The 22292-nt window shown below is 46.3% G+C and carries 18 protein-coding genes and 1 tRNA gene; 7 read left to right on the plus strand and 12 right to left on the minus strand.

All coding sequences use genetic code 11. The features are described from left to right. Positions 1 to 10: 10 nt before the first annotated feature. The 5 genes from LRL21_RS37360 to LRL21_RS37380 all read right to left on the minus strand — a co-directional run bounded on the left by LRL21_RS37360 (position 11) and on the right by LRL21_RS37380 (position 6754). Entirely contained in the window at positions 11 to 937 is a 927-nt protein-coding gene (locus LRL21_RS37360) for an ABC transporter permease (protein WP_240420892.1), read from the minus strand. 26 nt (positions 938 to 963) lie between these two features. Further along, complete coding sequence (locus LRL21_RS37365; RefSeq protein WP_240420893.1) at positions 964 to 2631, minus strand: ABC transporter substrate-binding protein; 1668 nt, start codon at positions 2629 to 2631, stop codon at positions 964 to 966. Between the two features lie 102 nt (positions 2632 to 2733). After that, entirely contained in the window at positions 2734 to 4062 is a 1329-nt protein-coding gene (locus LRL21_RS37370) for an LLM class flavin-dependent oxidoreductase (RefSeq protein ID WP_240420894.1), read from the minus strand. A gap of 50 nt (positions 4063 to 4112) precedes the next feature. Beyond that, the gene (gene ssuD / locus LRL21_RS37375; RefSeq protein ID WP_240420895.1) at positions 4113 to 5261 is read right to left on the minus strand and encodes an FMNH2-dependent alkanesulfonate monooxygenase; all 1149 of its coding nucleotides are present in this window, start codon (positions 5259 to 5261) and stop codon (positions 4113 to 4115) included. A 38-nt stretch (positions 5262 to 5299) separates the two neighbouring features. Next, positions 5300 to 6754 carry a 4-hydroxyphenylacetate 3-hydroxylase family protein gene (locus LRL21_RS37380; protein WP_420832536.1) on the minus strand — a complete coding sequence of 485 codons (1455 nt, stop codon included), beginning with the start codon at positions 6752 to 6754 and terminating at the stop codon, positions 5300 to 5302. Positions 6755 to 7120: 366 nt separating this feature from the next. Between LRL21_RS37380 and LRL21_RS37385 the strand changes: the two genes are divergently transcribed. Next, positions 7121 to 7720 (plus strand): TetR/AcrR family transcriptional regulator, encoded by a 600-nt coding sequence (locus LRL21_RS37385; RefSeq protein WP_240420896.1) that lies wholly within the window; start codon positions 7121 to 7123, stop codon positions 7718 to 7720. Positions 7721 to 8044: 324 nt separating this feature from the next. Here the strand turns inward: LRL21_RS37385 and LRL21_RS37390 are convergent. From LRL21_RS37390 to LRL21_RS37400, 3 genes are all read right to left on the minus strand, one after another. Further along, positions 8045 to 8115 (minus strand) — tRNA-Gly (locus LRL21_RS37390). 471 nt (positions 8116 to 8586) lie between these two features. Then, the gene (locus tag LRL21_RS37395) at positions 8587 to 9042 is read right to left on the minus strand and encodes a DUF6884 domain-containing protein (RefSeq protein ID WP_240420897.1); all 456 of its coding nucleotides are present in this window, start codon (positions 9040 to 9042) and stop codon (positions 8587 to 8589) included. Next, positions 9039 to 9494 (minus strand): hypothetical protein, encoded by a 456-nt coding sequence (locus LRL21_RS37400; RefSeq protein WP_240420898.1) that lies wholly within the window; start codon positions 9492 to 9494, stop codon positions 9039 to 9041. Before LRL21_RS37400 ends, LRL21_RS37395 begins: the two co-directional genes overlap by 4 nt. A gap of 108 nt (positions 9495 to 9602) precedes the next feature. On the opposite strand from LRL21_RS37400, the gene LRL21_RS37405 reads away from it, so the two are divergent. Together LRL21_RS37405 and LRL21_RS37410 are read left to right on the plus strand one after the other, a co-directional pair. Continuing rightward, positions 9603 to 10523: an aldo/keto reductase gene (locus LRL21_RS37405; protein ID WP_240420899.1), complete on the plus strand. Its 921-nt coding sequence runs from the start codon at positions 9603 to 9605 to the stop codon at positions 10521 to 10523. Positions 10524 to 10675: 152 nt separating this feature from the next. Further along, a complete protein-coding gene (locus LRL21_RS37410) occupies positions 10676 to 11863 on the plus strand; it encodes an MFS transporter (protein WP_240420900.1) in 1188 nt (395 codons plus the stop codon). 99 nt (positions 11864 to 11962) lie between these two features. Here LRL21_RS37410 and LRL21_RS37415 read toward each other — a convergent pair whose 3' ends face one another. From LRL21_RS37415 to nikR, 4 genes are all read right to left on the minus strand, one after another. After that, positions 11963 to 13720 carry a putative bifunctional diguanylate cyclase/phosphodiesterase gene (locus LRL21_RS37415; RefSeq protein ID WP_240420901.1) on the minus strand — a complete coding sequence of 586 codons (1758 nt, stop codon included), beginning with the start codon at positions 13718 to 13720 and terminating at the stop codon, positions 11963 to 11965. A gap of 150 nt (positions 13721 to 13870) precedes the next feature. Further along, positions 13871 to 15541: a copper resistance CopC/CopD family protein gene (locus LRL21_RS37420; RefSeq protein ID WP_240420902.1), complete on the minus strand. Its 1671-nt coding sequence runs from the start codon at positions 15539 to 15541 to the stop codon at positions 13871 to 13873. Between the two features lie 30 nt (positions 15542 to 15571). After that, on the minus strand, positions 15572 to 15976 hold the full coding sequence (locus LRL21_RS37425) for a DUF2203 domain-containing protein (protein ID WP_240420903.1): 405 nt from the start codon (positions 15974 to 15976) through the stop codon (positions 15572 to 15574). An 11-nt stretch (positions 15977 to 15987) separates the two neighbouring features. Next, a complete protein-coding gene (gene nikR / locus LRL21_RS37430; RefSeq protein ID WP_240420904.1) occupies positions 15988 to 16473 on the minus strand; it encodes a nickel-responsive transcriptional regulator NikR in 486 nt (161 codons plus the stop codon). A gap of 696 nt (positions 16474 to 17169) precedes the next feature. On the opposite strand from nikR, the gene LRL21_RS37435 reads away from it, so the two are divergent. The 4 genes from LRL21_RS37435 to LRL21_RS37450 all read left to right on the plus strand — a co-directional run bounded on the left by LRL21_RS37435 (position 17170) and on the right by LRL21_RS37450 (position 21991). Beyond that, entirely contained in the window at positions 17170 to 17550 is a 381-nt protein-coding gene (locus LRL21_RS37435; RefSeq protein WP_240420905.1) for a hypothetical protein, read from the plus strand. Positions 17551 to 17558: 8 nt separating this feature from the next. Continuing rightward, complete coding sequence (locus LRL21_RS37440) at positions 17559 to 17807, plus strand: hypothetical protein (protein ID WP_240420906.1); 249 nt, start codon at positions 17559 to 17561, stop codon at positions 17805 to 17807. Positions 17808 to 18269: 462 nt separating this feature from the next. After that, a complete protein-coding gene (locus LRL21_RS37445) occupies positions 18270 to 20495 on the plus strand; it encodes a ribonucleoside-diphosphate reductase subunit alpha (RefSeq protein ID WP_240420907.1) in 2226 nt (741 codons plus the stop codon). Between the two features lie 458 nt (positions 20496 to 20953). Beyond that, a complete protein-coding gene (locus tag LRL21_RS37450; protein ID WP_240420908.1) occupies positions 20954 to 21991 on the plus strand; it encodes a ribonucleotide-diphosphate reductase subunit beta in 1038 nt (345 codons plus the stop codon). Positions 21992 to 22292 lie beyond the last annotated feature (301 nt).

Consider the following 22292-nt stretch of genomic DNA (forward strand, 5'->3'; position numbering starts at 1 on the left):
CCGACTCCCTTCACCTATTTTGTCGCCTAACCCGGGGATCAATGAACGAATAGGAAATGTCCACGAGTAAATTTACCAGAACATAAATGATCGCCGTGAAGAAAATAACACCCTGTATAACCGGTAAATCCTTGGCCATCAAAGCTTCTGATATGACTCTGCCTATGCCTTGTCTGGAAAACACCGTTTCGATAACTACGGCTCCCGCCAGCAGCTCACCGCTCAGCACTCCGATCATCGTTACAGCCGGGATTAATGCATTACGTAATGCGTGCCGATACATCACCAATTTTTCAGGCACGCCCTTAGCTCGTAGTGTAACGATGAAATGCTCATTAATTACTTCAAGCATACTGTTGCGAACCAATCGTACAATGAAGCCCGCACCGACGATTCCCTTTGCAAACGCGGGTAAAACAAGCGTCCGCCATCCATCCGAGCCAATGGAGGGAAACCAGTTAAAATGAACGGAAAAGATAAGAATCAGAAGAATACCGGACCAAAAGGTAGGCATAGAGATACCGAATAAACCGACAATCCGCGCAGTCATATCTATCCAGCCACCGCGATGTACCGCTGAAAGCACACCCAATCCGATGCCGAGTACGACAGCGACAATAGCGCTCGCTGCCGCCAGCTTCAGGGTAGAGGGGAAATTCAGCATAATTTTGGGCAGCACGGGCTCGTCATTCATCAATGATTTGCCAAAATCCCCGCGAACCATGCGGCCCATGTATTCAGTAAACTGCACGTAAAATGGCCTGTCCACTCCGAGCTGATGCCGCAGCTGTGCCACCATCTCTGGAGTAGCGGACGGATCCAGCATACGATCTGTAGGATCACCCGGGAGCAAATATACGATAACGAATACGAGCACAAGCGAACCGAAGATCACCATCAGGGATGTCAGAAAACGAACAATTACCGCTTTGAGCACGTTAATGAACTCCTTCTACCTTAACCTTATTTTGCGATGAACACATCATTAAACAACGGGTATCCAGGCGAATCGAATTTCAAGTCGTGAACTGATTTGGCTGCTGCAACGGTATAGGGAAACACATAAATCGGAATGATGACGGCCTTGTCTATAACGGCCTTTTGAAACTGCTTGTAAATCTCCTCACGCTTGCTTTTGTCTGTTTCTTGCCCGCCTTGATCAATCAGCTTGTCGATCTCCGGATCAGATAATCCCGGTATGTTCCGTTGGTCGCCAGGCACGTTGTTAACTTGAGAATGATAGAAGAAACGAACTCTGTCGGGATCCGGGCTTACTGTGCTGTTTCCAAATACATCATAGGGCTGGCCTTTGGTTATTACGCTTGTGTAAGCATCCTTTGTGATCTGCACGTCTACGGAAACTCCAATTTCCTTCAACTGCTGTTGGATAATCGCGGCGATATCATTACGCTTTTCACGATTGGGGGAGCTGTCTACATAAAGAATTGTCAATTTCTTGCCATCCTTCTCCCGTATTCCATCCGCACCACGAACCCACCCCAATTCGTCCAACAGTTGATTCGCTTTCTTGACATCAGGCTTGACCTTATTCTCCACAGACTTGGAATAACCGAAAGTAGATGGAGATAATGGTGACCACGCACGTTCATAGGTGCCCATATAGAGTGTCTTCACAATAAAATCGACATCAATCGTTAATTGAAGGGCTTGTCTGGCTTTAAGCTCATTCCATGGTGCGTGTTTTTGGTTAATAAAGAGCGTGTAGGGCAAACCGCCCGTCTGAGTTTGAAAGATTTGAAAATTGGGATCGTTTTTTAGAGCAACAACGTTTTGCGGAGGGATCGTTTCACCCGCAAGCACCTGTTTGCTTAATACACTTCCAATTCGCGTCGCTTCTTCAGGAACAATCTTGAAGGTTAGCTTATCCAGGTAGGCTGGACCGTTATTGGACAAGCCCGTCGGTCCCCAGTTGTAATCGGGATTTCTTTCTACCACAATCTCTGAATTTTCCACCCATTTCACGAATTTGAACGGTCCTGTTCCTGCAGCCGGAATTTTACCTAATTGAGACCCAAGCTTCTCCAGTGCAGTAGGGGATACATTGCCAATAAAAAACTGGCTAAGTCCTGATAGGAAAGGAGCGTATGGCTTTTCGAGATTGACCTTGAGCGTATAGTCATCGATGACCTCAGAAGATAAGTAAGGCCCAATCGCCTCTCTTCCTACGCCAGACTTGGTGTTCGGATCAATAAGTCTGTCAAAATTGTACTTCACAGCTTGAGCGTTAAAAGGGGTTCCATCATGAAACTTGACGTCCTTACGAAGCTTGAACGTATAAACCATGCCATCTGCCGAGTTCGACCATTCGGTGGCAAGCCATGGTTTGACCTGATTATCCAGCAAAATAACAAGACTATCGAACAAGGTCCTCTGCACTCTGGCACCCAATGCCGATCCATCTCCATGCGGGTCAAGACTTCGTGGAGAGCCTGCAAGCGCATAGGTTAATTCCCCACCTTTTTGAGGTCCATTCGCTGCGGTGGTGTCTGGACCAGGCGCAGGTGAGCTCACCTTATTGGTCGATACATCGCTGCTGCACCCCGATAGAATCAACATAAGAATCATCATAATTGCGATATACCTGGTCCAGTCTCTTTTCAATATATGCATATTTGTTTCCCCTTTACTTGTTTGTGAATAATATTACAATTCCAATAGAATTAGTAGGTTTTAGTGCAAGAGCTTTCCGTTTTTGGAAAGAACCTGCGATGTTTAATGAAACCGATTTGCCGGACGCGACAATCCAAAATGCTCACGCAGCGTTGTTCCTTCATACTCGGTACGGAATAAACCACGCCTTTGCAGCTCCGGTACGACAAGATCAACAAAATCGTCCAGACCTCCCGGCAAATACGGTGGCAGAATGTTAAAGCCGTCCGCTGCTCCGGCAACAAACCACTCCTCCATAATGTCCGCTATTTGCTCGGGCGTTCCCTTTACCTGCAGATGCCCACGATTACCTGCATAACGTTCGTACAGCTGTCTTATGGTAAGCTGTTCCCGATCGGCGATGTCCTTAATCGGTTGAAACCGGCTGCTGGCTCCATGGGAATCGCCTAAATTGAACGATTTCGGTAACGGCTCGTCAATAGGGAATGGGGATAAATCGTATCCGAACATATAAGACAGCTTTGCAACGCCAACCTCAGGCAAGAGCAAATTCTGCAGTTCCCTTTCTTTACGCTCCGCTTCCTCCTCGGTTCTTCCGACAATGGGAATCAGGCCGAGCATAATTTTCAACTGGTCGGGAGTTCTTCCATAACGGGCAAGCCTTCCCTTGACATCCTGATAGTACTTCACGGCATTCTCCAGCGTAGACCAAGCGGTAAAAACCGCCTCGGCCGTCTCGGCCGCAAGCTCCTTACCGCCTTCGGATGTGCCTGCCTGGAAAATTACAGGGTGCCCTTGGGGTGGACGACTAATATTAAGTGGACCTCGAACCGAAAAATGCTTGCCTTCGTGGTTTAAATCGTGAATTTTATCCTCTAATGAAAAAATCCCCCTCTCTTTGTCAGCTACCAAAGCGTCTTCCTCCCAGCTGTCCCATAAGCCCTTTACGACCTGTACGAATTCTCTTGCCCTTTCATACCTCACACTGGGATCAGGCAAGCTATGCTGGTTGAAGTTATTGGCTTCCTGCGATTTGAAGCTTGTTACTACGTTCCATGAAGCACGGCCATTGCTGAGATGGTCTAGCGTTGCAAATCGCCTTGCCACATTAAACGGTTCGTTATAAGAGGTGCTTACTGTGGCCACAAGCCCTATACGCTCCGTCACGACAGCCAGTGCCGCCAAGGGAAGCATCGGATCCAAGCGTACATTGCTGGGATCGAACCGCCTATCATTCTGGCCAATGCCCAGCACATCTGCAAAGAAAAATGCATCAAATTTGCCTCTTTCAGCCGTTTGCGCAAGACGTTTGTAATAGTTAAAGTCATGAACTCCCAATGCATCAGCTTCTGGATGCCTCCAACCTGACACATGATGCCCTCCTGCCAGCAGAAAAACAGCAAGATGGAATTGATTGTGGGGATTTGCCATCGCGTATACCTCCATAGGTCTAAAGCTTCACGAGCATAAGCTTTTCAATTTCATTTCCCGCTTCTTACCTTCGCGTCAGGAATCTCATTGTTCGCAATCATTTCCCCGAATGGGCTAATGAAAGACGGGTTGCCGTTCCCTTCCGGTCTCTTAAGCGGCAGCTTGGGAAATAGCAGCTCTGCCGTGCGATAAGCTTCTTCCAAATGTGGATAGCCCGAAAGAATGAACGTTTCGATTCCTAAAGCGGCGTACTCCTTCATTCGAGCAGCCACGCTGTCAGGACTGCCTACCAGCGCTGTTCCCGCTCCTCCGCGTACAAGACCAATGCCTGCCCACAGGTTAGGGGAGATTTCCAGCTTTGAACGGTCTCCATTATGGAGAACGGACATCCGTCTCTGCCCTTCAGAGTCCATACGGGCAAAGATCTTCTGTGCTGATTGGATCGTCTCCTCATCCAAGTGCGCAATCAATTCATCAGCTGCCTTCCAAGCCTCCTCATCCGTCTGGCGGACAATTACATGAAGCCGAATCCCAAAGCGGAGGGTGCGTCCCTTGGCTGAGGCGAGCTTGCGCATATGCTTGATTTTATCTTCTACCTGATCGGGTGGTTCGCCCCAGGTAAGGTAGACATCTACATGCTCTGCAGCTATTTCTTGAGCTGCTTCCGACGAACCTCCAAAATAAAGCGGCGGGTATGGCTTTTGGATAGGAGGATAAAGTGTTTTGCCGCCTTCAATTCGGATATGATCTCCTTCAATATTGACTTCTTCACCCTCAAGCTCCTTGCGCCACACATCCAAAAACTCGCCAGTTAGCTTGTACCGTTCATCATGGCTGAGGAAAATGCCGTCTCCCGCCAATTCAACAGGATCACCGCCCGTTACAACGTTGATTAGCAGTCTCCCTTGGGAGAAGCGATCCAGGGTAGCCGTCATTCTGGCAGCAAGCGTTGGAGACATCAGTCCGGGGCGGACAGCCACCAAAAATTTCAATTTTTCTGTGGCCGTTACGAGTGTTGACGCGACGATCCAAGCGTCTTCGCACGATTTTCCTGTCGGCAGCAGCACACCGCTGTATCCCAATTCATCCGCAGCTTGTGCAATCTGTTTGCAGTAGGCGTAACTGACAGCGCGAGCGCCCTCCCTCGTCCCTAAATACCGGCCATCCCCGTGCGTTGGAATAAACCAAAACACTTCCATTGTAAACCCATCCTTCCCTTGCAATTAGTGGTTCTGTCTTAAACAAAGCTTGCGCCACGCTTGCTTGCTTCTTTGAGCAGCTTCCATACAGGGTCAGTCAATTGCTCTGTATGGGTCCCCAAATACTGATTGGCATATGCCCGAACCGGATCACCGGCGTAGAATCGTTCATATAGCTCATGCCTTGCCCCCAGAGGACTTCCGATCAAATCCCATGCGAGCTTAAACAGCTGCACTTTCTTCTCGGCACTGACAGATGCGCCTTCGAAATAAAGGTGCATCAGCTTGGAAATCGGCCCGTAGAAATCCTCCACTCCCGACGGGGCCTGTACGAAACCACCACCGCCCACTTGCTGCAAGATCTCTATCGCTCGTGGATAAAACTTGGTCCCGATGCTGCGCGCCGTATCAATATACGAGAGCTCGGGAATCCATACCCCCGTTTCATCCGGCTTTGCTTGCGTTTCCGAGGCAATTACCAAGGCTTTCATCACATTGATCTGATTCAGCAGTTCGCCAAGCTTCTCCTGAACATGTAGGAATCCGTTGGCACCGATCGCTTCCGCCACTGCGAACGCGATTCCAGCCACGAATTCCAGCTTAGCTACGTAGCGGACAATATTCTGGTGAAATGCAAGAGAATTGGCCGTTTTATTAGCCCGCAGCTTCAAAACCTTCTCCGAATCACCATGTAGCAGCACCCGTTCCCAAGGAACAAACACGTCTTCGAAGAATAGTACTGCGTCCATTTCCTCATACCTGGAGCTTAGAATATGGCTTTGCTCCCGATTGTCGGCAAAGGACTCCCTACAAACGATATGAAGCCCTTCTGAATTCGCCGGAACTATCAAAACATGCGCATGCTTACTTTCATCAGCTTTAAAATTCAAAAAAGAAAAAACGACAAAATCGTGGGTATAGGGGGCTCCGGTAGCAATCATTTTAGCTCCCCTTATGACAATGCCCTCACTCGTTTCCTTCACGACATGCAGGAAGCGATCAGCGATACGGCTGTCCTCCAGACCGCTGGAACGGTCAATTTGCGGATCAATAATCGCAGTAGTTAGGAATAGGTCATTATCCCTTGCCATTTCATAATAGGAAGATATTTTGGATTCAAAATGCGGATCAAGCCTGCCTATTTGTTCCCGGGCTGCGTACCAGCCGGTAACTAGGGAACGAGCGTAATCCGATAGGCGACTCATCATTCCATGTGTTTCTTGAGACCAATACGCGAAGGACCTGCTCCGCTGGGACAACTGCTCTGTCGAGTAAGGCACCAGAAACGAGCTGTGCGCAAAAGCTTCTTTACCCGGCACCTGGAATCCCACGATGTCTCTTTTATCAGGATCATCCAACATATTAAATAAATGGCGAATGGTCTCCAATGTTCCTTTGAATGCGGAATGTTGGGGCAAGGCTTCGATTTTAACACCTCCAAGCCAAACATTTCGCCCGTCCTGCAAACTTTTTAGAAAATAATCTCCCCGCACTCGTCTGATCTCCTCTCGCTATGCAGTAAAATCGATCGGTAACTCTTAAATATTCCGATTGATTTAGTGCGTTTAATTCATTATTATAGGTAGTATTCTATTTTATTCAACAATCAATATTTCAGTTTTTGACGAATAAACGACATTATTCGCCATTCTGTTGCCTAAGGAACCAATAAACTACTTGTGCCCCTAAATTGTAGATTTGATCTGCAGTCTGCTATAAACGCGTTATTGGGTAATTTTATCAATCCAAGCTCAATTATGGAATAAATTACAAATTATTATTTTGTTGTTTATTCGACATTATTAGTAAATTTGTTGTCTAAAAGGAGTTGAACCTATTTGTCATCCACTCATTCCAATATGGATCGACGCATTCAAAGGACACGCCAAATGATCGTGGAAGCTTTTCTCGCATTGTTGGAGCAAAAAGATTTTTCTGATATCATCATCAAGGACATTACCGAGAAAGCGAACGTTAACCGTTCCACATTCTATCTCCACTACCTGGATAAATTCGACCTGCTGGAAAAAATAACAGCCGAGCATATCACCGCTCTAAGCGAAGTCCTCCATCACGACAAAATAACCTATTACGAATATTATCCAAGCCATGATGTTCCTGATCCTTATTTCATCGCACTGTTTGAACATATAGCGAAGAACGAATTTTTTTACAAAATGATGATCACTAAAATGCCACGGTTGTCATTCTCCACTAAGCTGCAGGAATTGATTCGTGACAGTTGCTATGTAAGGATTTCGCACATTAGTCTTGAGAAAAAACTGATCGTTCCACTAGATTTGCTGCTGGATTATCTTAGCTGCTCCCTCATAGGCATTATCTATAAGTGGCTTGACCAGCAAATGATGTACGCACCGCGATACATGGCTTTACAGCTCACTCGCTTGTCTTTATCAGGTACTTACGAAGCCATGGGTCTGACTAGTCAGAATCCTTAAGCCAACTTCATCCTCGCGGATATAGCACTCGGGTCACCTATGCACTACCGCCACCTCACGGCGTGCTAGAGGCCTTCACTCTTGGGACGATGTGCTGCCGAGCACATAAAAAAACCGCCTTATCGGCGGAGTGACGAAGCTTATTCAGCAACCTTACTCAAACGTACGTTTAACTCATTCACCTCTTAAGAAGTCTGCAATAGCTTTCCGTCTAAAACAAAAAAAGGGCCTGCCACCCTACTTTCAGTGGCAAAGCTCCTTTACATGTTTGTTGCTCAAACCCATCTCGACTCATTTATCCCCATTCCAACGAGCGTAACAAAAAGCGGGTGAAGGGAATCGAACCCTCGCCTCGAGCTTGGGAAGCTAGCGTTCTGCCATTGAACTACACCCGCATGTATGGTATCCACGTCAATCTCATGTTACCTGCTCATTGATTATAAAGCGTTTTATTGCGATTGTCCAATAGGGTGTGACTTGAGACAGCTCGATGTTCAGCTATTTCAGCCGACAATCTTACGGGCTTTTCTCAGGTGATTTCAGCCCGCTATCCAACTCCGCATTTTTCAATTTGGTATCTTTTTTATAGCTCTAGCGAAAATCATTGCAATACTTCAAGAAATTCGAGATACTTCACATCACCAAGCCAAGGGAATGCTTAGCAAACTATCTACAGAAACAGCTCCCTTTCAAAATGAATATTTTTAATAGAAACCAGCACCTTCTCCTAATAAAACAAGAAAAAGAGCACCTCTATTATTGGGATGCTCTACAAATGTTAATATTCATCTTACCTATTTCTTTTTTTCCAACCCACGATACAACTAGCTCAGTTATGACCGCAAGCATACGAAACATCTCTTTACCTATTGTATTTTGTTGTATGCTAACAGCTCGTTGTTCAGCTTTTGCAGCATATAACCAATCCCTTTGCAGTCGCTCAACGGATAAGTCACGCTGCAGCTCGGATCGTAGAGCTGACTCAAGACGCGAGCATGCTTCTTCCCGCCTAGCATAATGATCTCCTTTATGTGATCCAGACGTTTATCTATAAGCTGCTGTCGGAGTGAATCGATGCTAATAATGTCTGTGCTTTTGTGGTTGAAAGCCAGATCGTAATTAGAGGGTACGATATCATCGGGCAGTAGAAAACCGTGCTTGGCAGAAAGAATGACCCAATCGGTGAAGAAGGTCACTGCATATCGCTGACAAGCCTTATGAAAGGCTCCAACATAGGCTTGTCTGGCTTCGGTAGGTCCAGCGGCAGCGTGGATGTCCCATATTTTCCTGGACCCGCAGGGAATGATGCATAATCGATTCATGGGGTAGCAGCGGCTGTCTTCAGGGTCGGGGTGATGTATTCCGCATACTTCGTAGTGTCCACCTTCCAATCGACAGTGATTTTATCTATATCTTTCCATGAAACAACTTTTGAACTTCCGTTAAGTTCGATCGCCTGCCCACTTTTTAACGCATCTGGATTAATTACCTGGTATGTTAAAGGCTGTTGGCCCTTATGTGTTATCGTTACCGATGCTTCATTAACATCTACTGTGGACAAGTACTGAATCGTGGGTACTTCTTCCAATGCATTATCTTTGACCAAGTAATTCACGTTTATCTTCCAATGCTCGGATTGCCCCTGCAGGGTTGCAGGCTCCATTGCTGCACTGGGTGCTGGTGAAGGTGTTGGTGTAGCCGTTGAGTTACAAGCTGTCAGAACAGCTGCTGCAAGCAATAGGACAATGAGGGGTGCTAATATACGGTTGCGCATTTCTCTAATCTTCTCCTTGTATGCTTTTAGCTTTATTATCTGCTTTTGACATCCGTTATGCAAATGTCGTTAAATAAAAGGATAACCATTATTCAAGGAGGAATACCTATGAAATATCGTCAATTGGGATCAACAAAGCTGAAAGTATCTGTAATTGGGGTCGGCACTTGGCAGCTTGGAGGCGAATGGGGTAAAACCTACACGCAGCAGGAAGCCGATGCCATTCTCGATCAGGCTAAAGAATCTGGCATTAATCTGATCGATACGGCCGAATGTTATGGAGATCATACCTCGGAATCGCTTATCGGCAGTTACATTGAGCGTGGACGCCGCGAGGACTGGGTAATTGCTACAAAGTTCGGTCATCAATTTCATGAGCATATGAACCGCTCCCAGCGTTGGTCGCCACAGGAGGTTATCTCCCAATTGGAGGCGTCGCTTCGAGCACTGCGTACGGATTATATCGATGTATATCAATTTCATTCCGGTACGGATGAAGCGTTTGATCAAGACGAGCTGTGGACCTTGCTCCACAAGCAGGTAGAAGCAGGTAAAATCCGTCATCTGGGCACCTCCATCGGCAGTAATGATAATTTGTACCAAACCGAACGTTCGAACAAGGTCGGCTCCGAGGTGATTCAGGTCATTTATAATCGACTGGACCGCAAACCCGAGGAGCGCGTATTCCCGTTATGTGAAGAGCAAAATCTCGGAGTATTGGCACGGGTTCCACTTGCTAGCGGTTATTTGAGCGGAAAATATAAGCCAGGCGTGGTGTTTGCTGACAATGACGTACGTAATGCTCATGATCGGAATGTTACGATAAGCAAGCTGGAGGAAGCCGAGCGCATCCGGCAGCACGAGGTACCTGAAGGCATGAATATGGCTACCTGGGCTTTGGCCTGGTGCTTAAAGCATCCTGCCGTTACAGCTGTCATACCTGGTTGCAAAAATGCGGAGCAGGTAATCTCCAATGCCGCAGCTGCCCAATACATATCCGACAATCACCCACAAAGCTGGAAAGCCTGATTGTGCGATTAAATTGTATAGTAAGATAATCCATGTTTTTGAATAGCACCGTCCATGTAAATTGACCGCTTATCAAGGTATGCTAATCCGTGAACATACTTCAAGGGCCAATTTCTGCCTCTGCCGCCCTCATACGAAAGGTTCTGAAGCAGATGAAAGTGTCGACCCGTATTTATTTGGATGCCGGATTGCAAAACATGAAAAGCGTGTTTTTCTTCACCTTTCTGGGGGTATTAATTGCCCGGTTGGGAGCTACCAATTTCCAAATTTCTTTATCCAATTCGCTTCCGCCTCTGTTTTGTGCGCTTTCGCTAGCTTTCCTTACGCGACAGCTCCCATTAACCAGAGGCGTTTTTTTGACAAGCGGATATGTGCGGCAGGGTGCATTTTTATGCATGGCCTTTTCCGTACTGCTCCCCAATCCAATCCCTTATTTGATGATTTTCTGGTCGATCAATGCTGTTTCGGTCATGATCAGCAGTGCCCAGCAGCCAGCCATTTTACGTAAATGGGTGGAACCATCCGAGTTTCCACGCATTTTTAGCAACAATAAAATAATTGGAATTATTATTGTCACGATTGGCAGCTTTACTGTCGGTCATTTTCTTGATATTTACAACTGGATGTTTCCCAAAAACTATGTCATATCGATGCTGATCGGCTGTTTTGCCACTTTTGCCGGAATGTCGCTTATTGCCGAGCTCGCTCCTCGTGAAAAAATGAAGTTCAAATTGTCCAAGGTTCATCCTTTTCAGGAATGTGACCGAAGAACCTGGTGGATGGGTCTCAATAATACAGGGATTGCGATGGTAGCACCTTTATTCGTGATTTACCATGTCAATGTACTCAAGCTTAGCAACGCACAAATCGCCTATTTCGTCGTCACGGCCGGTATCGTCTCCACCCTGCTGCTTCCGGTTGCACGACGTTTAATGGACCGCTACGGTATTCTCAAAGTATACGGCGTTGCTGTGATCGGCATGGCTCTAGCGATAATCCCTTATGGATTTATTCAATCGTTCTGGCTGCTGCTCGTGATTCAAGGCTGGGTGGGTGTATGTCTGGCCGTCCATGAAGTGTCTTCACAGACCATGATGATGAATGAAGCCGCGCGGCATGACAAGGAAATGGCTTACTTCTCTGACTTTCAATTGGTCATGAACCTGGGCAATGGCATCGGGGCACTTCTGGCCGGTGCGCTAACCGCCTTTCTGCCGATCTGGGGCTGTTTTATTACCATTGCCATTATACGGGTGCTTTTCTACCTGACATATCGTTCTTCACAAGCAAGTGAGGTCAAAGAGCAGCTTGCACTACCGAACGCATCGGCCAAGCTGTAGGGAATAGTTCCATAATACGCAGGCTTAGAAATGAATTTAAAAAACACTTCAACGACACTTTATTAGTGGGTTTGAAGTGTTTTTTTGAATGGGTTTCACTCACATGACATGATGTGCAATCGTTGGCATCATCTGAATTAGCTCATGAGCAGGCAGGGGCCTGCTGTATATGTATCCTTGGATTTCTCTGCATTCCACACTAGTCAGAAATTCAAGCTGCTCATTGGTTTCTACACCTTCTGCGATAACATCCAGCTTCAAACTGTGAGCCATCGCAATAATTGCCTGAACGATAGCCGCATCATCCGGATCAAAAGTGAGCCCTCTCACAAACTCCTGAGCAATTTTCAGCTTATGGATCGGAAATTTTTTCAAATACGTTAAAGAGGAATATCCTGTACCAAAGTCATCTATCGAAATCTGAACACCATGACAGCGCAATGTATGCAGCTTGTGTATGACTTGATCGACCTGAAACATCGCTATGCCTTCCGTAATCTCAAGCTCCAAGTATTGCGGATCCAAGCCACTTTCCTTCAAGGCATCCAGCACAACCTCAACAAAGCAGCCCTGATGAAACTGAATGGGAGAAATGTTGACAGCCATTTTCATCGGTTCATAGCCTGCCTGCTGCCATGCTACATTTTGCTTGCAGGCCGTCCGTAGTACCCACTCTCCGATTGGAATAATGAGTCCGGTTTCCTCTGCCAATGGAATGAATTCCCCCGGCGGTATCATTCCGAGATTCGGGTGCTTCCATCGCAGCAGTGCTTCCATTCCGATGATTCGATTATTCTCAATCTTAATCTGGGGCTGGTAGAACAAAACAAATTGTTCTTCCTCCAACGCCTTGTTCAGCCATTCCTCCATGATCAAGGTTTGAATGGCCTTATCATTCATCTCCGCAGTATACCTTTGAAATCCTGTCTTTCCATGCTCCTTGACACGATACATGGCTGTATCCGCATTTTTCATCAGTGTGACAGGGTCGCCGCCATCATCCGGATATAGGGCGATACCGATGCTGCAGCCGATACGCAGCTCATGCCCCTGCAGTTTGAAAGGAAGCGTTAACTGGGTTAAAAGCTTTTGTGCCACTTTATGTGCATCCTCTGCATTTGTTAATTGCTCGATGAGCACACAAAATTCGTCGCCTCCGGGTCGGGAAATGTGATCAATCGATCGCAAGCTGCTGCGCAGACGATCTGCTGCTTCAATAAGGAGCAAATCGCCGAAGTAATGACCGAACGTATTATTCACATTTTTAAAACGGACCAGATCAATGAACAGGACAGCTAATGAGTGATTGTTGAGCTTATGGCGTACGATTGCGGTTTCCATGTGCTCCTCGAACATTTTTCGATTGGGAAGGCCTGTTAGCATATCATGATACGCCAGGAAAAACAGCTTCGACTCCAACTTTTCCTGATGCCTGTTATCCATTAAAGCAAAGTACAGCATAGGTGGCATAAATAGAAGCAGTCCAGCAATATCGTATAACGTATACAGCATACCCTTGTGAATATCCGCATACGTAGTGAACATTCGGATACCCACCTCCACCAACTCTGCAATGACGAAAAGCAGAATCAACAAAGGAATAAAATAAGCCGTTTTCATCGCTCTCCGCCTAGCCAGCACATATACGAATGGAACGATTACGAGCAGGGCAAAACCTGTCATTAAATAATTCAACAAATCCAATTCCATTCCAAGTACAATTCTGGATGAGATGATTACGGTATATGAGCAGAACGTAACCAACCCAATGCATAGCAAGGAGGCATTATTCATGCTACCGCTTGTCCACTTATTTCCTTCTCCGACTTCATTGGACATAACCCTTTTATTATTCATGATGTGCCTCAGCTTCCTTAAAGGAATATCCTCTTTCCATCTATAATCCTCATTTTACCTTTTTCGATTAAATTCGACAATAGGAAGATAGACCAAAAGGCCTAATATCCAACTTTAAGATAATAGGCCTTTCATATTACTGCTTCACGATTAAAATACACGAATTTCTTTGACATACACAGTCTCATCATCGTTACTGTTCATAGCACGCACTTCCAGCTTCCAATAACCAGCATAAGGCAGATAAGCACCGCGCGATTTGTATGTGTACTGCTTCATTCCATACGTTTCTTCCATGCCATTACTATTGTCTGTTAGCTTCAATGGGACCTCAAGCGGCGCTATCTCGGGTGAACGCATATCCTGCAGCTTCAGCATGACCTGTTTAGGCTTGCCCAGCTCTTCCGGAAGCCAGATCTTCACCGTGAAGTCGTTCACTCCCGGATTATTCGGTGAGATTTGTGCAGTCATATGAACTTTATCACCCATGACATGCCAGCTCAGCGGCTCGTTTGCTGGCAGTGGGGTTAAATAGGTGAATATGCCGACTATTGCAACTATTAGTAAGGCTAGGACAGCATCTATTTTAAGTAAAGAGCCAATTCTCGAAACCCCATTGCGTTGATGGTAGAAGCGAAGCAGCGAGCCGGTCACAATAACGAGCAGTACCAGTGCGCTTTTGAACAGGAGCAGCTTGCCCCATTGTGTTTCTATTACGTAAAGAACATCCGGCAGCATAATAAGTACCGACAATACACCGGATACGACAAGTACAGCCAGACTGGCCAGTGCGACCCCCGAAACACGCGGGAATAAGGTGATCGCTTCATCCCTGCTTCGTTTCCACAATACTAGAAGCATCAGCAGCCCTGCTACCCATAGTGATGCAGCAGCCAAATGAACGACATCCAGCATGACAGTCTGATTCACTGGCTCAAAGGCAGCCGCGTGGCCGTTAAGGCTCTTGAACAGCCAAATGAGAACGACCCACAATAGATCGATCCATAGACTGCGGAATAACACGACAAACCCGAGAAGCGACAGCACCAATGAGGCAACCCACACATATCCGATACTCGTTTGCGTGAACAGCATCGCGAGAGCCTCTGAGCCACCATCCCCTACCATTGCAAACAAATGCGTGAACATCATAAAAATAAAAGCGACCACAAAGCCCCTTTGCAGCTGTAATGTCCAGCCTTGAAGCATCGTGTGCGTCGTTGCTCTCTGCATTCCGCTAAATCGCAGCCACAGCACCCAACCGGTAAACGCCAGCATAAAAGCATAATAAACGATTCTTGAGATGAAATGAATAATATCAGTAAATTTAACTCCACCGGAAAGCCCTGATGGATGCAAATGCTCACTATTTCCCATCGTACCTGTCGGTATATTGCTTAGGGTTTGTCCAACAGCGAACAAATACGTCGAGTCCACCGGATGACCGTCCGCCGATATCACATGATAACTAACGAGATAATTGCCTTGCCCCAGATTCGGCAGATCCAGCGTCAGCTTTGTGCGTTCCTGATTGATTTGTGCCTTATTGGCAGTAACCTGTTTTTTGTTCGTATCCATTACTCGAATCCAGAATACACCGTCTTCGAGACGTTCGTTAAAAGTCAAAACAATTTGGGCGGGTGGTTGATCCAACTCTGCATTGGCAGGCGGTACGGATTCCAGCAAACCGGCATGTGCTCCTGCAAATTGAGGTATTCCCAACAGCAGGGTAAACACGAACAAACTGATAAGAAGCAGCCCCGTCAGCCTTTGAACATACGCCGATTGCTTTCCCAGGTGCTTCATTCGTACGCTTGACATACTCTTAAATCCTCCTCGTGCAATCCCCGGTTATTCTTCAGTAAGCTTTTTTCTGCCCGCAAAGCCTTCTTCCATTCCATGGTAATGCGTAATGCTGTCCTCTCCCTGCCGCCAGCACAACAGCACCTCATGTCCGTTCCATATGGCCGGGAAATCGACAAGCCCAGTGTCAATGTCCTTTAATTGCACGCCCTTTAATTCAAAATTCTTCACAATTGTATTGCCTTCCATCTGTAAAAAATCCATTTCACATTCCAAGGTAAAAAATGGATCTCTACCTGCAGGCGGCACATGCTTGCGAAAATAGGCCTTCAACAGCTGCAGCTCATCATGTTTCTCGCGATATTGCTGTTTAATGCCCTGCAGCTTCTCAACATCCAATTTCACTAAAGGAATCATTGCATTAGCTTCTGCTAATGTAAAATAAGTAGTCACATGTTCATCCCCTATTCATGTTCATTGTGATGATGGTCATGGTCATGGTCATGATGATGTCCATGTCCAGCCGGGTCCGTTTCATCTACATGAGTCACGGAAAGCTCTGCATAGCCTACACCCTTTAATACCTGTATGCGCTGCTGCAAATCGCGAAGCCGACTGACAATTCCTCTAACGACAATGACCTCCAGGCATTGATGCTGGTTCAGATGAATGTGAAGGGTTGAATTAATTTCTTGATGGTACTGATGCTGAAGATCGGTTAAAACCATAGGCAGATCACTGACATGATGGTCATACACCAGCACAATCGTTCCCGCAGCCATCTGTTCAGTTTGAATATGACCCGGAGCCAGCAAGGCTCTGCGAACCAAATCCCGAACGGCTTCCGAACGATTGTCATATCCTTGGCTGACCAGCATGGCATCGAATTGTTCGATCAGTGATTGCGGCATGGAGATGCCAAATCTGACGAGCGCTTCCTTATCGTTCATATTTTTGTCTCCTTAGAGATGCATAGTCGTATTACCCCAAACCTCGCTTATTGCTTTAAATGTAGCACATCCACGAGCTACAAACCAAATTATTCACGTTAATGTCACACTTGAAGTCAGTTATGAGAATTCTCATTTTACAGGTGTCCATGAACCGAAAGGAGATGGAAGAAAGCAATGATTTCATTTGCTTGTCTACTCGCGTATACTACTATAGAATGACTAACTACATGGATAATAAGGTGATTTCCAATATGTCTACTTTTGATCGATATACGAATACAAAATTAGTCGCTTCAGCATGAAAAGTATATCATTTATCGAGGCTATGCCCCTACAAATAGTTCATATATCCTCGTCAAAGCTCTTACATCTGCATCTCCTCATATACACGACATTACGAAGCTGATCCATGAATACGAAATTTCCAAAGGCCTCTCGCATGAAGGTTTTGTCAAATCCATTAGTTTAGAAAAACAAGGCTCCGTCTTTGCTCTGACTATGGAGGATTTCGACAGTATCCCCCTCACAACCTATCTTCGATCGAAGCCTGTACCCCTTCATGTTTTTTTCCGATTGCCATTCAGCTCAGCAAGGCGCTGAGCGGGCTTCATCATCATCAACTTGTTCATAAAGATATTCATCCTGAACATATCTTGATAGATCCCGATACACTTAAAGTGAAGCTATGCGGCTTTGGACCCGATTGAATGGATTCACGCTCATATCGCTAAAGAACCCATTGCGGTTGACATCTACAATACAGAAATCCCTACCCTTGTTTCCCAAATGATTATGAAGCTGATACCCAAAAATATGGAAGAGCGGTATCAAAGTGCGTATGGCCTATCGGCTGACCTTGAAGCCTGCTACCAGCAATGGTCAGAAACAGGCAGCATTGCCAGCTTTGTGCTGGATCAGACTAGTCAGTTCGGTAATTTTGAAATTCCGCAGAAGGTTTATGGGCGTGAACTGGAGACAGCTCAGCTCGTAGAATGCTTCGAGAGGTTCGTAGATCATGGTAATAAAGAAGTCGTACTCATTACAGGTCACGCGGGCATTGGCAAAAATCGTTAATCAAAGAAATGTACAAACCTATCGTCGAACAAAAAGGGTACTTCATTTCCGGCAAATTCGTTCAAATAGATCATCATATTCCGTATGAACCGATCATCCAGGCATTTCGTGATTTAATTGGAGAGATTCGGTCTGAGCATAGCGGCAAGCTTATAATTTGGAAGGAGCAGCTTATTCAGACACTGGGACCGAATTTACCTGTCATTGCTGAGAATGAAGGCAGTCTCCCAGGCAAGAGAATTGAACCTACTGAATGAGGATCCTATTTAGTCATTATCGAAAAAGTCAACTAATCTATTGAACTCTTACAATGTGTAGGTCTATCCGACTATTTTTTATTTAGTTGATTTTCGTGTCGATTTAGAACATCTCGCTTATTTATCCGTAATTGACCGATTATGGCGAAATACAGCCATTTATTATAAAGCCCAAACCTTTCAGGACTATTTTTCGAGAAAATTAAGAGATTGACACGACACCATATATTGAGGTAAATTCATTTTACGGCTTCAAAAGCAACTAGATCTTGTGTGATCCACTATCATATGTCATTTGTTTTGTCAATGTGTTTTGCACAAACTTTTTAACCTCCATGCATGCAGCTGATGACTGGCATGTGCCTGTTTTGTCAACAGGACAACATGCTTTTTCATTGTCTAAAAACGGACACCGTATCTGATTTCATCTTATTTTTGTTCAATGAAGGAGTAGATAGCACGATGATTATTGTCAAAAGAGATGGCACTAAGGAAGAACTGGTATTTTCCAAAATGAAAAAGGTTATCGATTTCGCCAGTGAAACGTATCCGGATTGTGATCCGCTAGAGCTGGAAACGGCTTTACTGCCTCTATTCCGCAATGGAATCACCACCAAAGAAATTCAACGACTGTTGATTCAAGTTGCTGTGGAAAAAACAAGTGTGGAGCAGCCAACCTGGCAGTATGTTGCCGCCAAGCTGCTAGCCTATGATTTATATAAAGAAGCTCGCCTGAACCGCAAGTACGGACATTTCGGCTATGGAGATTTGTACTCGCTGATTACATATTTAACGGATATGGGCTTATATGGAAAATACATTCTCGAGCATTACTCCCGTGAAGAAATTCAAGAGCTTGGAACATATATCAAGCCTGAACGCGATTATTTGTTAAATTATATCGGACTCAAGACGCTGGCAGACCGTTATCTCATCCGCGGTCTTGACAAGGAAGTGCTGGAGCTGCCGCAGGAGCTGTTCATGGGAGTTGCTATGCATCTGGCCATGAAGGAAACGGACAAGCTCAAATGGGCGAAGCAGTTCTACGATGTGCTGAGCAAGCTCGAAATGACGGTTGCAACACCAACACTTGCTAATGCACGTAAACCGCTGCATCAGCTGTCCAGCTGCTTTATTGACACGGTGCCGGACAATCTGTGGGGAATTTACAACGTGGATCAAAGCTTCGCGCAGGTGTCCAAGCATGGTGGCGGCATGGGTATCTATGTGGGTAAAGTCCGCAGCAAGGGCTCCAATATCCGCGGATACAAGGGCGTCGCTGGCGGCGTTATTCCGTGGATCAAAAACTACAATAACACCGCTATTGCGGTTGACCAGCTAGGCGTACGCTCCGGTGCTGTCGCTGTCTATCTCGACGTATGGCACAAGGACGTACTGGACTTCCTGAACCTGAAAACCAACAACGGTGACGATCGGATGAAAGCCCACGATATTTTCCCTGGCATTTGTATTCCCGATCTGTTCATGAAAACCGTTCAGGAACGCGGCAGCTGGTACTTGCTGGATCCTCACGAGGTTCGCAAGGTCAAGGGCTACTCCATTGAAGACAGCTGGGGCGAAGAATGGGAGCGTCGGTACCAAGAGTGCGTCAATGATGATAAAATTTCCAAGGACGAAATTCCGGCGATTGATATCATGAAGCGTATTTTGACCAGCGCATTCGAAACCGGCACACCGTTCCTGTTCTTCCGCGATACCGTTAACCGCGCCAACCCGAACAAGCATGCCGGCATGATCTACTGCTCCAATCTGTGCACCGAAATTTGCCAGAACATGAGCCCGACCGAATTGCTGCAAACCCAGCATGAGGATGGCATCATTACCAACCAAGTCAAAAGCGGCGATTTCGTTGTATGCAACCTGTCTTCTCTTAACCTGGGCCGCGCCTACACCAAGGAAGATATCGAGCGTGTCGTCACTACCCAAATGCGGATGATGGACAATGTTATCGACTTGAATTACTACCCGATCCCGCAAGCTGAAATTACGAACAAAAAATACCGTGCTGTCGGTCTCGGCTCAAGCGGTTATCACCAAATGCTGGCTCAGCTCAAAATCCAGTGGGAATCCGATGACCACGTATCCAAAGCCGACGAGGTTTATGAATGGATGAATTATTATGCCGTCAAAGCCTCCATGGAAATCGCCAAGGAAAAAGGTGCGTTCAACGCATTCGAGGGCAGTGAATGGCAAACAGGCGCTTACTTCGACTCCCGCGGCTACAACAGCCCTGAATGGCTGGAGCTGAAGGAGCAGGTTGCTCAATACGGGGTGCGTAACGGCTGGATGTTCGCTATCGCACCAACGGCGTCTACATCTTTGATCGCCGGTTCTACTGCAGGCATCGACCCGATCTTCAATAAATTTTTCGTTGAAGAGAAAAAGAACGCCGTGATCCCGCAAACGGCACCTAACCTGAATCCTGAAACCATGTGGTATTACAAAGAGGCCCACTTGATCGATCAACTGTGGAGCATCAAAGCCGCAGGCGTTCGCCAACGCCATATCGATCAGGCGCAGTCATTCAACCTGTACATCACACCCGAGCTGTCCGCAAAGGAATTTCTGGACCTGTACATCGCCGCATGGGAAAACGGCCTGAAAACCGTTTACTACGTCCGCAACAAAAGCCTGGAAGTCGAAGATTGCGTAAGCTGCTCCGCTTAAAAAAATAGTAATCAGCAGCAATTGGGAAACAATATCTTATAGGTATGTCTTGCTGTTGCTCTGGCCTTTGCTATTGATCTTGCAGCAGCGAAGCGAACTGCTTGCTCTTGGCTCTTGATCTCGCAGCAGCGAAGCGAACTGCTCAGCCCTTGACCTTAAGCCTTAAGCTTGTCATCTCGTATCTCTTGACCTGCACCAACCGTAGAGCGTGTATCCCCGAAGGGGTACGAAAGCGAGGATACCACCAACCTTACCGCTCTAACCATCACAGCACTACAGTTAAGCGTGTGACCCGCAGGTGGGACTTGGACTCTGGCGCAAGACAGAGCCTAAGCCCCACCTGCGGGTCACGAACGCGAGTATAACACACAATAGAAACTCTCCCGTCAGAGGGGGTCCAGGGGGCAGCGCCCCTTGGGGTCCCCCTCCCAGGGGGATTTAGGGGGTAGGCATCCACTTTGGATCTCAAAAAAAAGAAACTTTTTAACGAACATGGCGACCGTGATTGGGGCAAGCGCCGAATGATTGGCGGCAATACCACAAACCTGATCGAGCTTAACAATGTCAAATACGATTGGGCTACAAAGATGTACCGCAACATGATGAATAACTTTTGGATTCCAGAGGAAATTCCTTTGGCCCAGGATGCCAAGGACTATAAATTTCTTTCACCGCATGAGCGCCAAGGATATGATAAAATCATCAGCTTCCTGATTTTCCTGGACTCCCTGCAAACCTCCAATTTGCCTAACATCAATGAGTACATCACCGCTCCCGAGGTTAATTTATGTCTGACCGTCCAAACCTTCCAGGAGGCTGTGCACAGCCAAAGCTACTCTTATATCCTGGATAGCGTTTGCTCTGCAGAGGTGCGTGACGATATTTACAACCAATGGCGCGAAGACAAGCATCTATTGCGTCGCAATCGTTTTATCACAGACCTGTATGAGAAGTTTATCGAGGATTCTTCAACAACGAACCTGCTGCGCGCGATCATGGCTAACTATATTTTGGAGGGCATTTACTTTTACAGCGGCTTCAGCTTCTTCTATTCGCTGGGTCGTCAAGGTAAGATGCTCGGAACCGTATCCGAAATCAAATATATTCAACGTGATGAGCTAACCCATTTGGCTTTATTCCAAAACATTTTCCGGGAAATCCGCAAGGAAAACCCTGAAATTTTCACGAACGAGCTGATCGACGATTTGCGTCAAATGATGAAAACCGCCGTTGAGCACGAAATCGAATGGGGTCAATATATTACTAATGATATGATGAATGGTCTGAGCAATGAGATTATTGATCAATATATCAAATACTTGTCCAATGAGCGCCTGAAGATGCTTGGTCTGGAAATCCTTTACCCTGAGGTTGTCGAGCATCCGATGAAATGGGTCGAAAACTTCAGCAATATGAACAGCATGAAAACCGATTTCTTCGAGCAAAAGGTAACCAATTACAGCAAATCCTCCAGCCTGAACTGGGATGATTTGTAAGAAATGCAAAGAGCCCACCTAATAGGCTTGCCTACCAAGAAGACCCGCGCGGCCAACGATGGCTGTCACGGGTCTTCTTGGTAATCTTTTTTCGATCTCCTACTATCCCCTTTAACTCCACTTACGTTCAGCAGACGGATGCAGAACCATCATCCACAGGTTAATGAGCTGGACACCGCAGGGAAGAAATCGAATCCTCGACGATATCATTCGTATCCTGGCATGGTAAAGCCGCAACAAAACAAGCCGCGTTAACCACACTTGAAGCGTGGCTAACGCGGCTTGTTGATAACAGGGTACT

This window comes from Paenibacillus periandrae, assembly GCF_022458865.1.
In the GTDB taxonomy this organism is placed as follows: domain Bacteria; phylum Bacillota; class Bacilli; order Paenibacillales; family NBRC-103111; genus Paenibacillus_S; species Paenibacillus_S periandrae.

Coding starts and splice junctions, on each gene's coding strand:
- LRL21_RS37415 (WP_240420901.1), bottom strand. CDS start 13,720: ATGAATAATAAAAGGGTTATGTCCAATGAAGTCGGAGAAGGAAATAAG.
- LRL21_RS37365 (WP_240420893.1), bottom strand. CDS start 2,631: ATGCATATATTGAAAAGAGACTGGACCAGGTATATCGCAATTATGATG.
- nikR (WP_240420904.1), bottom strand. CDS start 16,473: ATGAACGATAAGGAAGCGCTCGTCAGATTTGGCATCTCCATGCCGCAA.
- LRL21_RS37440 (WP_240420906.1), top strand. CDS start 17,559: ATGTACAAACCTATCGTCGAACAAAAAGGGTACTTCATTTCCGGCAAA.
- LRL21_RS37405 (WP_240420899.1), top strand. CDS start 9,603: ATGAAATATCGTCAATTGGGATCAACAAAGCTGAAAGTATCTGTAATT.
- LRL21_RS37370 (WP_240420894.1), bottom strand. CDS start 4,062: ATGGCAAATCCCCACAATCAATTCCATCTTGCTGTTTTTCTGCTGGCA.
- LRL21_RS37400 (WP_240420898.1), bottom strand. CDS start 9,494: ATGCGCAACCGTATATTAGCACCCCTCATTGTCCTATTGCTTGCAGCA.
- ssuD (WP_240420895.1), bottom strand. CDS start 5,261: ATGGAAGTGTTTTGGTTTATTCCAACGCACGGGGATGGCCGGTATTTA.
- LRL21_RS37420 (WP_240420902.1), bottom strand. CDS start 15,541: ATGTCAAGCGTACGAATGAAGCACCTGGGAAAGCAATCGGCGTATGTT.
- LRL21_RS37445 (WP_240420907.1), top strand. CDS start 18,270: ATGATTATTGTCAAAAGAGATGGCACTAAGGAAGAACTGGTATTTTCC.
- LRL21_RS37395 (WP_240420897.1), bottom strand. CDS start 9,042: ATGAATCGATTATGCATCATTCCCTGCGGGTCCAGGAAAATATGGGAC.
- LRL21_RS37385 (WP_240420896.1), top strand. CDS start 7,121: ATGGATCGACGCATTCAAAGGACACGCCAAATGATCGTGGAAGCTTTT.
- LRL21_RS37410 (WP_240420900.1), top strand. CDS start 10,676: ATGAAAGTGTCGACCCGTATTTATTTGGATGCCGGATTGCAAAACATG.